General features: G+C 61.8%; 15 protein-coding genes. 6 read left to right on the top strand and 9 right to left on the bottom strand.

All coding sequences use genetic code 11. The annotated features are described in order from the left end of the window. The first annotated feature begins 714 nt into the window (after window positions 1-714). The 3 genes from tauA (at window position 715) to H663_RS30240 (ending at window position 3,351) form a co-directional block, all read left to right on the top strand. Entirely contained in the window at window positions 715-1,671 is a 957-nt protein-coding gene (gene tauA / locus H663_RS30250; protein ID WP_053174117.1) for a taurine ABC transporter substrate-binding protein, read from the top strand. Between the two features lie 74 nt (window positions 1,672-1,745). Next, on the top strand, window positions 1,746-2,534 hold the full coding sequence (locus tag H663_RS30245; RefSeq protein ID WP_053174115.1) for a taurine ABC transporter ATP-binding protein: 789 nt from the start codon (window positions 1,746-1,748) through the stop codon (window positions 2,532-2,534). Beyond that, on the top strand, window positions 2,527-3,351 hold the full coding sequence (locus H663_RS30240) for an ABC transporter permease subunit (RefSeq protein WP_053174113.1): 825 nt from the start codon (window positions 2,527-2,529) through the stop codon (window positions 3,349-3,351). The genes H663_RS30245 and H663_RS30240 overlap by 8 nt, the downstream gene beginning before the upstream one ends. A gap of 1,406 nt (window positions 3,352-4,757) precedes the next feature. Here the strand turns inward: H663_RS30240 and pdxR are convergent. Then, window positions 4,758-6,356, bottom strand: coding sequence for a MocR-like pyridoxine biosynthesis transcription factor PdxR (gene pdxR / locus H663_RS30235; protein WP_053174111.1), 1,599 nt, complete (start codon window positions 6,354-6,356; stop codon window positions 4,758-4,760). A gap of 112 nt (window positions 6,357-6,468) precedes the next feature. Here pdxR and H663_RS30230 point away from each other — a divergent pair, with 112 nt between their 5' ends. Then, entirely contained in the window at window positions 6,469-6,861 is a 393-nt protein-coding gene (locus tag H663_RS30230) for a nuclear transport factor 2 family protein (protein WP_240620482.1), read from the top strand. Window positions 6,862-6,929: 68 nt separating this feature from the next. Further along, window positions 6,930-8,348: an NAD(P)/FAD-dependent oxidoreductase gene (locus H663_RS30225; RefSeq protein WP_053174109.1), complete on the top strand. Its 1,419-nt coding sequence runs from the start codon at window positions 6,930-6,932 to the stop codon at window positions 8,346-8,348. Window positions 8,349-8,363: 15 nt separating this feature from the next. Here the strand turns inward: H663_RS30225 and H663_RS30220 are convergent, their stop codons facing one another. From H663_RS30220 to H663_RS30200, 5 genes are all read right to left on the bottom strand, one after another. Further along, a complete protein-coding gene (locus H663_RS30220) occupies window positions 8,364-8,663 on the bottom strand; it encodes a hypothetical protein (protein ID WP_053174107.1) in 300 nt (99 codons plus the stop codon). An 8-nt stretch (window positions 8,664-8,671) separates the two neighbouring features. Continuing rightward, the gene (thiS, locus tag H663_RS30215) at window positions 8,672-8,926 is read right to left on the bottom strand and encodes a sulfur carrier protein ThiS (protein WP_053174105.1); all 255 of its coding nucleotides are present in this window, start codon (window positions 8,924-8,926) and stop codon (window positions 8,672-8,674) included. Window positions 8,927-8,942: 16 nt separating this feature from the next. Further along, window positions 8,943-10,223, bottom strand: a complete 1,281-nt coding sequence (locus H663_RS30210) for an NAD(P)/FAD-dependent oxidoreductase (protein ID WP_053174103.1) — start codon at window positions 10,221-10,223, stop codon at window positions 8,943-8,945. 112 nt (window positions 10,224-10,335) lie between these two features. Further along, a complete protein-coding gene (locus H663_RS30205; protein ID WP_053174101.1) occupies window positions 10,336-12,183 on the bottom strand; it encodes an aldehyde ferredoxin oxidoreductase family protein in 1,848 nt (615 codons plus the stop codon). Window positions 12,184-12,209: 26 nt separating this feature from the next. Further along, the gene (locus H663_RS30200) at window positions 12,210-12,686 is read right to left on the bottom strand and encodes a 4Fe-4S dicluster domain-containing protein (RefSeq protein ID WP_053174099.1); all 477 of its coding nucleotides are present in this window, start codon (window positions 12,684-12,686) and stop codon (window positions 12,210-12,212) included. A gap of 154 nt (window positions 12,687-12,840) precedes the next feature. Between H663_RS30200 and H663_RS30195 the strand changes: the two genes are divergently transcribed. Next, window positions 12,841-13,980, top strand: a complete 1,140-nt coding sequence (locus H663_RS30195) for a helix-turn-helix domain-containing protein (RefSeq protein WP_053174097.1) — start codon at window positions 12,841-12,843, stop codon at window positions 13,978-13,980. On the opposite strand, the gene H663_RS30190 is transcribed toward H663_RS30195, so the two are convergent. The 3 genes from H663_RS30190 to H663_RS30180 are packed head-to-tail and all read right to left on the bottom strand — an operon-like array spanning window position 13,981 to window position 16,255. After that, window positions 13,981-14,796: an ABC transporter substrate-binding protein gene (locus tag H663_RS30190; protein ID WP_053174095.1), complete on the bottom strand. Its 816-nt coding sequence runs from the start codon at window positions 14,794-14,796 to the stop codon at window positions 13,981-13,983. Further along, a complete protein-coding gene (locus H663_RS30185; protein WP_053174093.1) occupies window positions 14,793-15,515 on the bottom strand; it encodes an ATP-binding cassette domain-containing protein in 723 nt (240 codons plus the stop codon). The genes H663_RS30190 and H663_RS30185 overlap by 4 nt, the downstream gene beginning before the upstream one ends. Then, window positions 15,512-16,255 (bottom strand): ABC transporter permease, encoded by a 744-nt coding sequence (locus tag H663_RS30180; RefSeq protein ID WP_053174091.1) that lies wholly within the window; start codon window positions 16,253-16,255, stop codon window positions 15,512-15,514. Before H663_RS30180 ends, H663_RS30185 begins: the two co-directional genes overlap by 4 nt. Between the last annotated feature and the right edge of the window lie 56 nt (window positions 16,256-16,311).

The raw sequence follows: 16,311 nt of genomic DNA, 5'->3' as shown, positions 1-16,311 counted from the left end.
CCACAGGCTGCTTCGCAGGTCGGCACTCGCAGAGTCCGACGTTGAGCGGGTCGACGCAGGCAACATGTCGGGGTCTTCGACCACCGACCTACAAAAACCAAAATGCATTTTGTAGGAGCTTGCCCTGCAAGCGATCACCCGCAAACCCCAAACGCCCGCATCGCCAGCAGGGCTGGGGCCTACCACAGGCTGCTTCGCAGGTCGGCACTCGCAGAGTCCGACGTTGCAGGCTTCGGCACAGACCCCATGTCGGGGTCTTCGACCGCCGACCTACAACAAACCAAAAGACGTTTTGTAGGCGCTTGCCCTGCAAGCGATCACCCGCAAACGCCCGCATCGCCAGCAGGGCTGGCTCCTACAGGAAAGAACACCGCCCTCAGCGGCCCCGGAAAAACCCTGACGTGTGCGACGGCATCGGTCGGTGCGAACGACGCCATCCAGGCCATGGATGCTTGTGTTTTCAGAGTGGAATGGTTAACTTTCCGGCTCGGCATGGCCACCCAATGAATGAGTCCAACATGCAGCAACTGGCCCTGAACATGACCCTCAACTGGCTCTAGTGTCTGCCCGTCGGCTGCCCCAAACTTCACCGCAGCAGACGCCAGCCATGGTGTCTGCACAGACGACACAACGTTTGAAAAACCCATCAGGAGACAAAGCATGACAACACGTCGATCCCTTCTTTCAGCCACGCCCGCTCTGGGCTTGTCGCTGATGATGTTCACCGGTCTGGCCAGCGCCCAGGCAGCCAAAGAAGTCACCTTCGCTCATCAGGACATGCTGGTGCCTTTGCGCACCGTGATGGAGTCGGGCGAGCTGGAAAAAGCCACCGGTTACAAAATCAACTGGCGCATGTTTGGCGGTGGCGGCGACGTGATCAAGGCCATGGCTTCAGGCGGCGTGCAAATCGGCGAAGCGGGCTCCAGCCCCTTCACCGCTGCGGCCAGCCAAGGCCAGGACCTCAAGCTGTTCTGGATTCTGGACGACATCGGTGATGCCGAAGCCCTAATTGCGCGCAACGGTTCTGGCATCAACAGCATCAAGGACTTGGTCGGCAAAAAAGTGGCCACGCCTTTTGTCTCCACGGCGCACTACCAGTTGATGGTGGGCATGAAGCTCGAAGGCGTGGACAGCAAAAAGGTCAACGTGATGAACCTGCGTCCGCCAGAAATCGCGGCCGCCTGGGAGCGTGGCGACATTGACGCGGCCTTCATCTGGGACCCGATCCTGAGCAAGATCAAGGGCAACGGCAAAGCGATTGCCTCTTCGGCCAGCATCGGTCAAAAAGGCTACCCCACCTTTGACGGTCTGGTGGTCGATGCCAAATGGGCCGTGCAAAACGAAGGCTTCATGGTCGCGCTGGTCAAGGCCCTGATCAAGGCGGATGAGGCTTATCGCGCCAACAAGGCGCAATGGACTGCTGATTCACCCCAAGTGAAAGCTGTGGCCAAGTGGACCAAGGCCAATCCGGCCGATGTGCCTGCGGCCATGGCGCTGTACAAATTCCCCACGGCCCAAGAACAAATTTCGGCCACCTGGCTCGGTGGTGGTGCCGCCAAGGCCATGACCAACACGGCCGTCTTCCTGAAAGAGCAAGGGCGCATTCAGGAAGTCAAGCCGAACTACTCGGCCTTTGTGACCGACGTCTACGTCAAGAAAGCCATGCAGTAAAGCTGTCGGCCTGTGTCAGCCCCCTGCGGCCCAGGCTGCAGGGGGATTGTTTTTTTTCTGTGACTGCGTCTCACATGCCATTACTTGAAGTCAAAGACCTGACGGTCAACTACGCCATCCAGGGCGGCACCCTACAAGCCCTGGCACCCGTGCAATTGCAAATGCGCGATGGCGATTTTGTGGTCGCCCTGGGCGCCTCGGGCTGCGGCAAGACCACCTTGCTCAATTGCCTGGCCGGTTTCCTGCCGCCTTCCAGTGGCGACATCCTGCTGGACGGCCGCCCTGTGAGCGGGCCAGGCGCCGACCGGGGTGTGGTGTTTCAAAAACACGCCTTGATGCCCTGGCTCAATGTGCTGGACAACGTGGCCCTGGGCTTGCGCCTGCGCGGCGTGCCTGCCGCCGAACGTGCCCGCGTGGCCATGGACAAACTGGCCCTGGTGGGCCTTGAAAAATACGCCGAGCGCGGCGTCTACGAATTGTCGGGTGGCATGCAGCAGCGCGTGGGCATTGCCCGCGCCCTGGCCAACGACCCGGCCGTGCTGCTGATGGACGAACCCATGGGCGCGCTGGACGCTTTCACCCGCGAGACGGTGCAGGAAATCCTGCTCAAGGCCTGGGCGCAAACCCACAAAATGGTCTTCTTCATCACCCACTCGGTTGAAGAAGCGCTGTTTCTGGCCACCCGTCTGATCGTCATGAGCCCCAGCCCCGGACGCATCACCCACACCTTTGAAGACCTGCCTTTCTCACGCGCTTTTTTGAGCCACGGCGATGCCCGTCGGGTCAAGTCCGAGCCGGAATTCATCCGCATGCGCGAAGAAGTCCTGTCCATCATCCACCACCGGGAGGCGGCCCATGACTGAGCCCAACAAGGCGAGCGCGCCTTTGAAAACCAGCGCCTTCAAAATCCCCGGCGAGGGCTCCAGCCTCGCCATCAGTGTGGTCACCCTGCTGGCGCTGCTGGGCCTGTGGACCTTGACCACCTCCATGGGCTGGATCAAACCCCTGTTCCTGCCTTCACCGCAGGCGGTGTTCACGCAGTTTTATGAATACATCACCGGCACGGCCAACGACAAGCCCTTGTGGGAACACTTTGTCGCCAGCATGCTGCGCGTGTTTGGTGCCTTTTTGCTGGCCAGCCTGGTGGCCATTCCGGTGGGCATCGCCATGGGCATGTCGCGGGTCTGGCGCGGCATTTTTGACCCACCCATCGAGCTGTACCGGCCCCTGCCGCCCCTGGCCTATTTGCCGCTGATCATCATCTGGTTTGGCATTGACGAGTTGCCCAAGGTCTTGCTGATCTTCTTGAGCTGTTTTGCCCCGCTGGCCATGGCCGCACGCTCGGGCATGCGCAGCGCCTCGCAAGAACAAATGAATGCGGCCTACTCCATGGGCGCAAGCTATGCGCAGGTGATCCGCCACGTCGTGCTGCCCGCCGCCTTGCCGGAAATTCTGGTGGGCATGCGGGTGGCCATCGGCTTTGGCTGGAGCACCCTGGTGGCCGCAGAAATGGTGGCTGCGAATGTGGGCCTGGGCCAGATGGTGCTCAACGCCTCGAACTTCCTGCGCACCGACATCGTGATCATGGGCATCATCGTCATCGGCGTGGTGGCCTATGGTTTTGACCTGCTCATGCGCGCCGTCGAACGCCGCCTGGTGCCTTGGAAAGGCCGGATGTAACCCTCCGCAAATGCTCTGGCACACCCTCGTCAACAGGGCTGGTAAAGAGACAAGGACGTCTTCGCAACTCGATGGCTTCTGCCCCGACATAGGGCCTGGGCGCACCAGTCAAACGTCGGACTCTGCGAGTGCCGACCTACAGGAGTTATGTATTCGTATGTCGGCGGTCGAAGACCCCAACATGGGGCTGGTGAGGCCCGCCAAAGTTGAATCAGGTTCAGCGCCCAAGCACGCCAACGTCGGACTCTTCGAGTGCCGACCTACAAGAGCCGTGTATTCGCAGGTCGGTGGTCGAAGACCCCGACATGGGGCTGGTGAATCCCGCAAATCTTGAATCAGGATAGCGCCCAAGCTCACAAACGTCGGACTCTTCGAGTGCCGACCTACAGGAGTTATGTATTCGTATGACGGCTGTCGAAGACCCCGACATGGGTCTGGTGAAGCCCACCAAAGTTGAATCAGGATCAGCGCCCAGGCCCGCAAACGTCGGACTCTTCGAGTGCCGACCTACAGGAATTATGTATTCGTATGTCGGCGGTCGAAGACCCCAACATGGGGCTGGTGAATCCCACCAAAGTTGAATCAGGATCAGCACCCAAGCACGCAAACGTCGGACTCTGCGAGTGCCGACCTACAGGAGCCATGTATCCGTAGGTCGGTGGTCAAAGACCCCGACATGGGGCCGGGTAAAGCCCACCAAAGTTGAATCAGGTTGAGCGCCCAAGCACGCCAACGTCGGACTCTGCGAGTGCCGACCTACAGGAGCCGTGTATTCGCAGGTCGGTGGTCGAAGACCCCGACATGGGTCTAGTGAGGCCCACCAAAGTTGAATCAGGTTCAGCGCCCAAGCTCACAAACGTCGGACTCTGCGAGTGCCGACCTACGGGAGCCATGTATTCGTAGGTCGGTGGTCGAAGACCCCGACATGGGGCTGGTGAGGCCCACCAAAGTTGAATCAGCACCCAAGCACGCCAACGTCGGACTCTGCGAGTGCCGACCTACAGGAGCCATGTATCCGTAGGTCGGTGGTCGAAGACCCCGACATGGGTCTAGTGAGGCCCACCAAAGTTGAATCAGGTTCAGCGCCCAAGCCCACAAACGTCGGACTCTGCGAGTGCCGACCTACAGGAGCCATGTATTCGCAGGTCGGTGGTCGAAGACCCCGACATGGGGCTGGTGAGGCCCACCAAAGTTGAATCAAGATCAGCACCCAAGCTCACAAACGTTGGACTCTTCGAGTGCCGACCTACAGGAGCCGTGTATTCGCAGGTCGGTGGTCGAAGACCCCGACATGGGGCTGGTGAAGCCCGCCAAAGTTGAATCAGGATCAGCGCCCAAGCACGCCAACGTCGGACTCTGCGAGTGCCGACCTACAACAAACCGAAAGGTTTTTTTGTAGGGGCCTCTCAATGCAAACGCGCCAGCACACGCGGCACGCCGCGTGCCTGGGCCAGGTCATACACCGCTACGGCCAGCGCCCTGATGCCGGGGCCGATTTGATCCACCCCAATGGACGACAAGCGCAGGCGAAAAAACGGGCAAGGATAGGGTGGGTGCATGAAAAACACCTCGCCCGCCTCAATCAGCACCCCTTGTTCACGCGCCATGAGGGCCAGCTCGGCGGTGTCCGCCCAGTCAGGGGCACGCACCCACACCGAGGCACCGCCGGTGGGCAATTCGAACTGAAAATCCGGCAGCTCGCGGCGCAGCGCCTCGCCCACGGCCTGCATGCGTGCCTGCAGTGCCTGGTTCACCCGCCGGGCGTGCGGCTCGTGGTGACCCAAAGACAAAAAATGCGCAAACGCGTGCTGCAAAAAAGCGCTGGGGTGGCGCACCATGGCGTGGCGCAACACCCGCAACTCGGCAATCAGGGCACGCGGTGCCACGATGTAGCCCAGCCGCAAGGACGGTGACAGGCTCTTGGAGATCGAGCCCACATAAATCACACGCCCCACCTTATCGAGGCTTTTGAGCGCGGGCATGGGCTCGCCCACATAGAGGTTTTCGGCCTCGTAGTCGTCTTCGATGACCACAAAGTCGCGCTGCTCGGCCAGGGCCAGCAAACGCTTGCGCCGCTCCAGAGAAAGAGTGCGCGTGGTCGGGCTCTGGTGCGAGGGCGTCACATACACATAGTCCAGCGGGGTCAGGCGATCCACCACCAGCCCCTGATCGTCCACCGCCAGGGGCTGCCACTGCGGCTGACGCGAGGCAAAGCTGTTGCGTGCATGCGGATGCCCCGGCTCCTCCAGGCCCACGCGGGATTGCGCATCGAACAAGGCCTCTCCCAGCATGTAATAGGCGTGCTGGGCCCCCACGGTGATGAGGATTTCTTCGGGCAGCGCAAACACCCCCCGCTTGGGCAAGAGACGCAGACGGATCTGCTCGATCAGTTCGGGCACATCGCTCAGCTCAAAGTCGGGCGTCCACTGCGGCAAATGAACGCGCGCCAGGCTGTGCACGCAACACTCGCGAAACGCTTCGGTCGGAAACAGCTGCGGATCAAAGGTGCCGTAAACAAAGGGGTAAGGGTACTGCCGCCACTGGTCGGGCTTGGCCAGGGTGCGGCGGTCGCTCAGTGAACGGATCAGACGTGCAGACCAGTCCGGCGAGGTCGGCTGGGTCATCGCTGGTGCCTCACGCTCAGGCTGGTTTTGTGGTGTGCGCACAGGCTCGGGCAAGGGCTTTGCGCGCCAATCGGCCTTGGACAAACCCGATGGGCGCTGATCGCCGTGCACTTTCACAAACACTCCGCTGCGTGGATGCGCCTCCAGAAAACCGTCATCGATCAACCGCATATAGGCCGATGTGACGGTGTTGCGGCTCAGGCCCAGCGCCTTGGCCAATTCACGCGATGAGGGCAAGGTGGCACCGGGTGGCAAACGCCCTTCCAGAATGGCCTCGACAGCGGCCAGGCGCAGGCGTTGCTGCAAGGGCATGGCGGGCTTGTCCTGCAGGGCGAAAAGGCTCTCCCACTGAACATCTTTGGTGCGGTGTCGACTGGTCATGCAACCCAGTATAAGCAAGCACGCTGGCACACGCGATTTACCCCATCTGGCTCTATGCACTCGACAAGGATTGGCTATTCTCAAAGCCATTGACCACCCCTTGGAGAGCCCCTTGTCAGCCCCTGTCACCATTGCCACCCTCGAAGCTTTCACCGACGCCTGGAACCGCCACGATGTGGACGCGCTGCTGAGCTTCATGCACCCCGATGGCGTCTTCATGACCGCTGGCGGCCCAGACGCCTGCGGCGCGCGCCACCAAGGCCACGAGGCCTTGCGCAAGGCCTTTCCGGGCGCTTGGGCCACCGTGCCCGATGCCCAATGGATCAATGGCAAACATTTTGTTCAAGGCGACTTTGGTGTGTCTGAATGGACCTATGTCGGCACGTCCACCGACGGCTCGCGCGTGGAAACCGACGGCGTGGACATCTTTGCCTTCAAGGACGGCAAGATCCTCTCCAAGAGCGCTTTCCGCAAAAACCGCCCCAACCTGCCCGCCGCGAAATAAGTGCACCCGCTGCCCGGCCCCGCCGCGCAGCCTGTGAATCAGACTTGCCCCCTTTAGAGAGCCCGCTCATGACGCCCCACGACGCAGCACGCAGCGACACCCGATACGACCCCCAATACGACCCGCTGGTGCACGCCACCCCCGGTGCAGGCCGCGACTATGCGCCCAGCTACTGGGTCGCCAGCGCGGGCACGCCGCCGCCAGACGACGGCCCTGTGCAGCACGACATGGACGTGGATGTGGTGGTCATCGGTGCGGGCTCAACCGGCATCTCGACCCCCTTGTACCTGGCCCAAGAGCAGGGCATTCAGGCTGTGGTGCTCGAAGCCAACCAGAGCGCCTGGGGTTGCTCCAGCCGCAGCGGCGGCCAGGGCCAAAACGCCAGTGGCCGCCTGTCGCGTGCGCAGTGGATCGAGCGCTGGGGCCTGGACGTGGCCAAAAAGCTGGATACCGAAATCCGCACGGGCTTCGAAAACTTCAAAAACCTGGCCTTCGAAGTCGATTGCGACGCCACCGATGGCGGCCACCTGTACGTGGCACACCGCCCCGAAAAAGTCGCCTACCTGAAAGAGCAGGCCCGGGTACGCAACGAGATTTTTGGCTACAAGACCCAAATCCTCTCGGCCGACGAGCTTCGGCAAAACCACTTCAACGACCACGATGCCGCAGGTGCCATGTGGGAGCAAGAAGGCGTGGGCATCCACCCGCTCAAGTTCACCTTTGGCCTGATCCGCAAGGCCCGCGCCCTGGGTGTGAAACTGCACACCGCCAGCCCCGTGCAAGGCTGGGAAACCATCAACGGCGTGCACCACCTGCGCACCCCGGGCGGCACGGTGCGAGCCAAACGCGTGGCCGTGTGCACCGGCGGCTACACCGGACAGGCCTTGAGCCCGCTCACCAAAAACAAGCTGTTGCCCATCTTGTCCAACAACATGGTCACGCAGCCCCTGAGCCCAGCGCAAATTGAGGCCGCTGGCCTCAAAACCCGTGTCTTTCTGACCGACACGCGCACCCTGCGTTTTTACTACCGGCTGCTGCCTGACAACCGCCTGCAAATCGGCAGCCGCAGCGCCGTGACCGGGGCCGAATCGCCCGAGCCCAAACACCTGAAACTCTTGACCGACGGCATTGCACGCAAATTCCCGACTTTGGCGGGCATCCCCATCGAGCACTCCTGGTGGGGCTGGGTCGACGTGAGCCACGACATGATGCCGCGCATCACCCAACCCGACCCCAGCCAAAGCGTCTGGTACGCGCTGGGCTATGGCGGCAATGGGGTGTCGTTTTCCACTTGGGCGGGCAAACGCCTGGCCGAACGTGTGGCCGGCAAAGACGCAGGCCAGGAAGTCTTCCAGCTACCGATCTACAACAGCGAGCTGACCTACCCGCACTTTTTGCACCTGTTCCGCTCGGAAGCCCTCGCCCCCTTCCGCCGCTTGGGCCAGCGCTTTTTGTACAAGTGGTACTGGTGGCAAGACGAGATGTGATGACCCGGCCGAGCCTCAGCCACCGCCACGCTGGGTATACAGGTCAAAGTGGCGCATGAAGGTGTAGCGGTCCTGAGGGTTCAAGCCCTCAAACTTGAACTGCACGCGCAGCACGGGCAGGCGAATTTGTGCAATGACGCGTGGGGGCATGACTTGCCATTGCAGATGCAGCTGGCCTGCGCCGATGCTGATGTGTGCGTTGCTGGCCTGGCATTGCAGCGGGTGCTGGCCCACAGCACGGGGCAGCCAGCCCAGCCATTCGGCTTCGGTGCAGCCCATGTCGCGCTGAAAGGCTTCGGCGTAGCTCGCTTGCATGGCTGGCGTCAGCCACCTGCCACGGGGGGCCAGATGGCCAGCACATCGCCCTCGACCAAGGCCTGGGTGCCCCTGTTTTCGGGGGCGATGTATTTGCCGTTGACCAAGACCAGATGCACCAGCTTGGGTGGCAGACTGAAGGAGTCGATGACTTGCATGATGGTGGTGCCAGATGCCACATCCATGACCATCTGGTTGCTTCGGCGAACCTCGGCAGGCAGATAGTCGGTGAGCGTAGCAAACAGTTTGAAGGTGATGTTCATGCGCGCATTGTCACTTCTATCTGCGACGCGTATCGGCCGCACCACTCCATTGACCCTGGCCTTGCGCGCAGGCCAGATAGGCGTCCATGAGGCGTGTGGGGTCTTGCATCAGGCGGTCTTTCCAGTCGCCCAAACGCACTTGACCTTCGACCAGTCCACGCATGACGCCCACATGCTCGGTCCAGCCGACCGAGTTGCAGCCCACCATGACATCGCCCTGGAACTGCAGGCTCAGGTGTTTGCCTGCGGCTTGGTCGGTCAGCTGGGCTTGTTCGCCACCTTCCACACCTTGCCAGTTGCCAAAGCTGGTGGAAATCAGGCCCAAAGTGTCGAGCACGTTGATCTGGGTCACGCCCTTGAGGGTGGTGTGTTGACCGGCCATGTTGAGCGCGGCCACACGGGCTTGTTCAGCGGCGTTGGGCTGGATGGCACTGACGATGGTCTGGCCACTGACTTTGTCAAAAGCCTCGGCGCAGTCACCCGCCGCATAAATGCCGGGCACATTGGTTTGCAGGCACTGATCGGTCAGGATGCCCTGCAAGCAGGTGATGCCGCTGTCTTTGAGGAAGCCAATGGCCGGGCGCACGCCGGTGGCGCTGATGACCAGATCGGCCTCGACGGTTTGGCCGTTGGACAGACGGACCTGCAGGCCTTGGCCTGCAGACTCAATCGATTCGACACGCGTGCCCACATACACCTTCACGCCTTGGGCTTCACACCAGTCGCGAATCATGCCGCCGGCCATGGGGCCCATCATGCGCGGCACCATGCGGTCACCCATCTCGACCACCGACAGTTCGACACCGCGCTGCTTGAGCGACTCCATGATGATGCAGCCAATGAAGCCCGCGCCCATTTGCAAGACCTTGGCGCCAGGCTTGGCCAGTGCGGCAATGGCACGGGCGTCGGCCAGCGTCCAGCAAGGGTGTACACCGGGCAAGTCCATGCCCGCAATCGGGGGGCGCACGGGCTGCGAGCCGGTGGCGATCAGCAGCTTGTCAAACGCCAGGCTTTGGCCGTTGTCCAGCACCACTTGCCGTGCCGCAGTGTCCACCTGGGTGGCGCGCGCGTTCAGGATGTCGATGCGCAAGTCGGCAAAGTGGGTGTCGCCCTTGCGCAGCCAAGTGCCTTTTTCTTCGACATTGCCGATCAGCAAATAAGGAATCGCCATGCGCGAGTAAGGCGCTTCTTTTTCGTCACCGACGATGGTGATGCGGTCTTGGGGGCAGTGCTTGCGCAAGGTTTCGGCGGCGATGACGCCTGCTGGGCCAGCGCCCAGAATGATGTGATGGGTCATGGTGTTTTCTCCAGAAACAGACAGCGGCCCCTCGGGGCCGCTGTGGTTCCTGTAGAAGCGCGCGCCTGCAGCGAAGGCTTCGCGAGCAGGGCTCGCTCCTACAGGGGCAAGGTCACAGGCCCAGACGTTCCCGGGTGGCCGTTGTGGGGCGGCCTTCGCCGTCCCAGCCGCGCGCGTCGTAGTACTTGGGCAGCATCTCGTCCAACTTGCTGACCATGCCTTTGCCCGGGCCGGTTTTGGCGGCTTCGGTCATCAGGCGCTTGGGCAGGTTGTCGTCGGCCTTGGTGAAGCCGGCGGCGTTGTTGAACTCGCGCTCCATGTTCCAGATGCGCTCACCGATGTGGGCCAGGTGCTCCATGGTGAACTCTTCGCCGCAAGCGGCTTGCACCTGAGGGGCCACGTCGGCCAAGGTCCAGGCAAAGCTGGTGAAAACGCAAATACCTGCCGAGTCAAACGCAGCTGTGGCGTCCTGGAAGGCCTTGACCAATTCGGGCTTGCCTTCGCTCTCGGTCGGCTCGGTCTTGACCGGGATGCCCAGAACTTCAGACGCGATGGTGTAGCCGCGCAGGTGGCAGGCACCACGGTTGGACGTGGCGTAAGCCAAGCCAATGCCCTGGATCACTCGGCCGTCATAGGCCGGGAACTCTTGGCCCTTGACGCTCATGGACAAATCGGGGTGGCCGTACTTGGCGGTCAGGCGCTTGGAGCCCATGCCAATTTCCTTGCCAAAACCGATGCCCTTGGCCGTCATGTCGACAAACTCGCACAGGGCTTCAGCCGAGCCAAACGGAGCCTCCACACCGATTTGCTCTTTGGTCAGCACACCCATTTCGTACAGCTCCATCACGGCACCGATGGTGGCACCGAAGCTGATGGGGTCGAAGCCTTCTTCGTTGCAGATCATGTTGGCGTATTGCAGGGCTTCGAGGTCCTTCACACCGTTGGCTGCACCGAGGGCCCAAGCGGCTTCGTATTCCAGGCCGCCGTTGGCGCCCCAGTACTCAGGCTTGTTCTTGACCGAGAAGTGGCCTTCGTCCATCTTGCTGATGCGGCCGCAGGCGATGGTGCAACCAAAGCAAGCTTGGTTGGTCACCAGATGCTTTTTGCCGTCGGTCTCGCGGGGCGTGACCATGGCTTCGGCCGAGATGTCCTTGGCGCTTTCGAACTGCACGTCGCGGTGGTTGCGTGTGGGCAAGGCACCGACTTCGTTGATCACGTTCATCAGCACCTGGGTGCCATAAGCTGGCAGGCCCTGACCGGTGACGCCGTTATCAGCCAGCACCTTTTTGGCAGCCTTGGTCGCGGCCATGAAGGCCTTGGGGTTTTGCACGTTGCCCACACCAATCGTGCCGCGCACGGCGATGGCCTTGAGGTTTTTGCTGCCCATGACGGTGCCCACACCCGAGCGGCCAGCCGCACGGTGCAGGTCGTTCACCACAGCGGCATACAGCACGCCGTTTTCACCGGCCTTGCCAATGCTGGACACGCGCAGCAGCGGGTCTTGCAGGCTGGACTTGAGGATTTCTTCGGTCTTCCAGACGCTTTGGCCCCACAGGTGACCGGCATCACGCAGTTCAGCTTCGTTGTCGTTGATGTAGAGGTACACCGGCTTGGCCGATGCGCCTTCAAAAATGATCATGTCCCAACCGGCCATTTTCAGCTCGGCACCCCAGTAGCCGCCCGAGTTCGAGCAAGCGATGGCACCAGTCAGAGGGCCTTTGGTGATGACGGTGTAGCGGCCGCCGGTAGAGGCCATGGTGCCAGTCAGCGGGCCGGTAGCCCAGATGATTTTGTTGTCGGCCGACAGCGGGTCAACTTTGGGGTCGACTTCGCTGATCAGGTATTTGCTGCCCAGACCGCGTGATCCCAGATAGGCCTTGGCCCATTCCATGTTCAGCGGTTCAGATTTGACGGTGCCCGCAGTCAGGTTGACGCGGAGAATTTTTCCAGCCCAAGACATGTTGATGCTCCTTAAGGGTGGTGGGTTTAAGCCGCAGAGGGCTGATTGCCCAGCTTGTCGGCCCACTGTTTCATTTTGTCGATGCCGGTCCAGTTGGCATCGACGAAGGTGATGGCACCGGTCGGGCAGGCGTCGGCACAGGCTGGATCGCCACCGCAGAGGTCGCACTTTTGCACCTTGCCAGTTTCTTGCACGTAGTTGATCGTGCCAAACGGGCAGGCGATCGTGCAGACCTTGCAGCCCACGCAGGTGGATTCATTGACCACTTTGGCACCCGTGGCTTTGTCCACGGTGATGGCTTCCACAGGGCATGCGTGCAAGCACCAGGCTTCATCGCACTGGGTGCAGGTGTAGGGCACTTTTTTGCCGGTGTGATGGAAATCAAACACCTTGATGCGCGATTTGGAGGTGGCGTATGTGCCATAGTTCTCGAAAGAACAGGCCATTTCGCACTGCAAGCAGCCGGTACATTTGTCCGGGTTGATGTGCAGGACTTTCTGCATGTGGATCTCCTGTGAAGTGGCGGGCTGTTCAAGCTCGCGCTTATGAATCAGAATGCATAGCGATTGTTGGCGCATACACCCATAAACCGATACGGACTAACCCTAGGTTTGACAAGGTTGCACTCATAAATTCTCAGCTTGATACACATCTGACATGCCCCTGACTGCCCACAACAGCGACCGCCTGCAGCGGATAGAACAAGCCCGTGAACTGGTGTTTCAGGGGCGCTCTGGCCACTTGCGACCCGGGGAATCGCAGGCAGGCGTTTCGCCTTGGCTGACCCAGTCCTGGAAACGCTGCCTGGCCATGGGCCTGCAGCCGCAGCAAAGCGTAGGGTTTGACACCATCTCGGCTCAGCAAATGCGCCGCGTGCAAGAAAACAGCCGCCCACTGGTGCAGGCGGCGCAGTCAGTGCTGGTGGAGCTGGCCCGTGCCATTGCCGACATCCGCTATTTCGCCATCTTGACCAATGCACAGGGCATCGTGGTCGATGTGCACGGCCCGGTGGACCGCCAAGACCGCCGAGCCGACGCCATTGCCCGTGTGGGCGTGGACCTGTCAGAACGCTCGGTGGGCACCACGTCCATCAGTGCAGCCCTGACCGAACTGCAACCGGTCTGGCTGCACCGGGGCGAGCATTTTTTTCAGGACAACAGCGTGTACAGCTGCGCCGGGGCACCGGTTTTTGGCCCTGACGGCTTGTGCGCAGGCATGCTGGACCTGACGGGCATTGAAACCACAGAACGCCCTGCTCTCAAACACCTGGTGCGGCGCTCGGCCCGCAGCATCGAAAACAGCTGGCTGCTGTCCACCGATCACGCCCTGGTGCTGCGCCTGAACTGGCCCGGCAACCAGCCCGGCGACGACAGCGACGGCCTGATCACGCTCGACCACAACGGCCAGATCGTGGGGGCCAACCCCACGGCGCGGCAAATGCTGTCCTTGTCGCCAGACACCGACGGCCAAACGCTGCACGCCAGCGAAGTGTTCGCCTCGCCCTGGGAAAACCTGTTCGACGCCGCCAGCCGCCAAGCCAGTGCACAAGAGTTGCCGCTGTGGTCGGGCCTGCGTTTGCAAACCCAAGCCCTGCGCCCAGGCACCCGCCCTGCGGCTTCGCACAGCGCGAAGACCTCAGAACGTGCTCAGGCGATGGCCAAACCCCTCAAGGACGTGCAGACCGACATGATCCGTGAAGCCGTCCAGCAAGCCCGTGGCAACGTGGCCGAAGCTGCCCGCAGCCTGGGCATCAGCCGCGCCACGGTATACCGCAAACTTGGCTTGCCCAAAGCCTGATCACTTGCCCGCGTTCGGGAAAAACAGCTGCTCGCCGCCGATCTTGTAATCGGCAATCACCCCCTGACCAGCGGCCGAGGTGATCCAGTCCACAAACTTCTGAGCATCGGCCTGCTTGACGTGCGCATGCTTGGCGGGGTTGACCACCATCACGCCATACTGGTTGAACAAGCGGTTGTCGCCCTCCACCAAAATCGCCAGATCGGCGCGGTTTTTGAAGTTGAGCCAGGTGGCACGGTCGGCCAGGACATAGGCGCCTGTAGAGGCCGCAATGTTCAATGCCGGGCCCATGCCGCAGCCGCATTCCTTGTAGCCGCTGCCTTTCTTGTCCGTCAGGTTGGCCGTTTTCCAAAAACGCAATTCGGCCGCGTGCGTGCCGCTCTTGTCACCCCGCGACACAAAGGCTGCGTTGCCTGCAGACAACTTGGCCAAGGCCGCCACAATGTCTTTGCCTTTGGTGGCGGCCGGGTCGGCCTTGGGGCCGATCAGCACAAAGTCGTTGTACATCACGGGCAAGCGCTTGATGCCAAAACCATCGGCCACAAACTTTTCTTCAGCTGCCTGGTCGTGCACAAACACCACATCGGCATCACCCCGCCGCGCCATGTCCAGCGCCTGGCCTGTGCCCAGCGCCACCACCTTCACATCCAGCCCGCTGGCCTTTTTGAAGGCGGGCAAGAGGTGCGCAAACAAGCCCGATTGCTCGGTGGACGTGGTGGACGACATGACGATGGACTGGGCTTGTGCCCAGACCGAGGCGCTGGCCAAAACGGCGCACACCAGGGCACGACGGGTCAGGGAAGTTTTGAAGGTCATGAAAGTTCTCCTTGAACAAAAGCATGCGCTGCCGGGCTGCATGCGGGCAGCACGGCGGGGTTGAAAAAATCGGCCACGGGCAAGTCGGCCATCAAGCGACCTCCCTCCAGATACACCACGCGGGTGGCCAAGCGTTTGACTTGGCCCAGGTTGTGACTGGCCCACACCAGGGTCAACGCACGTTCCTCGCTGCTGGCAAAGTCGGCCATCAAGGCTTCAACCTCGCGTTTGGCATGCGGGTCCAGGCTGGCCGTGGGTTCGTCCAGCAGCAGCACATCGGGCTGCCGCGCCCAGGCGCGGGCCAAGGCCAGGCGCTGCTGCTGCCCGCCCGACAACTGGCGGCCGTTTTGCTGTGCCACAGACAACAATCCAACGCGCTCCAAGGCCTGCAGTGCCAGCACCTTGGCAGCGGCCCAAGACAGGCCCCGTGCGCGGTCCAGCCACAAGCCCAGCGCCACATTGTTCAATGCCGACAGGCGCAACAAATGCGGCCTTTGGAACAGCATGGCCTGGCGCACACCCGGCGCTTGTTGCACCTGCCCTTGCGTGGGCGGCACCAGCCCATGCAAGGTGCGCAGCAAAGTGCTTTTACCCGAGCCATTGGCCCCCACCAGCGCCACGCGCTCGCCCGCCGCGATGCGCAAGCTCACACCCATCAAGGCCGCTTGCGCACCCAGCCGCACACTCACCGCGTCCAGGCCGATCTGCGCGGCGCTCATGGCTGCACCCCTAGTGTTCTGTCCAAAGGCGCGGGCCGCGCGTTGCGCCGCTCACCCCACAGGCGCAGCCCCGCCACCAGCGCATTGAGCAGCAGCACCACGGCCAGCAAGACCATGCCAAGCCCCAGCGCCAGCGGCAAATCACCCTTGCTGGTCTCCAGCGCAATGGCCGTGGTCATGACCCGGGTGAAGCCATCGATGTTGCCGCCCACGATCATCACCGCACCCACCTCCGAGATGGCGCGACCAAAGGCGGTCACGCCAATGGTCAGCAAGGCCAGGCGTTCGTCCCAGGCCAGCAGCAAGCTGCGCACCCAAGGCCCTGCGCCCAATGAGGCCCATTGTTCGCCGTGCTGGCGCTCCACGTCTTCAACCACCTGGCGCGTGAGCGCCGTGACCACCGGCACCACCAAAATGAACTGGGCCAGCACCATGGCCTTGAAGCTGAACATCCAGCCGAGAAAGCCCAAAGGCCCACTGCGCGACAGCAGCAAATACACCACCAGGCCCACCACCACCGAAGGCAGCGCCAGCAAGGTATTCAAGCCCACCAACACCGCGCCCCGCCCCTGAAAACGCGACACCGCAAACCAAGCCCCCAGCGCCACCCCCACGCCATAGGCCAGCAGGCAGGCCGTGGCACTGACGGCCAAGGACCGGGTGACGACCACCCACAGGGCAGGATCAAAAGAGGTGACGAGGTTCAGCGCCGTCAGGACGCTGTCGGTGAAGGTGTTCATACAGCGCTGTGGATGCTACGGCACAAGCCCCAAGTCAGGCATGAGGGGTGTCCACT

It is taken from the genome of Limnohabitans planktonicus II-D5, from assembly GCF_001270065.2.
GTDB lineage: Bacteria > Pseudomonadota > Gammaproteobacteria > Burkholderiales > Burkholderiaceae_C > Limnohabitans_A > Limnohabitans_A planktonicus.
The sequence above is the reverse complement of the archived record's forward strand: the minus strand, read 5'-3'. Positions and strand labels throughout refer to the sequence as shown.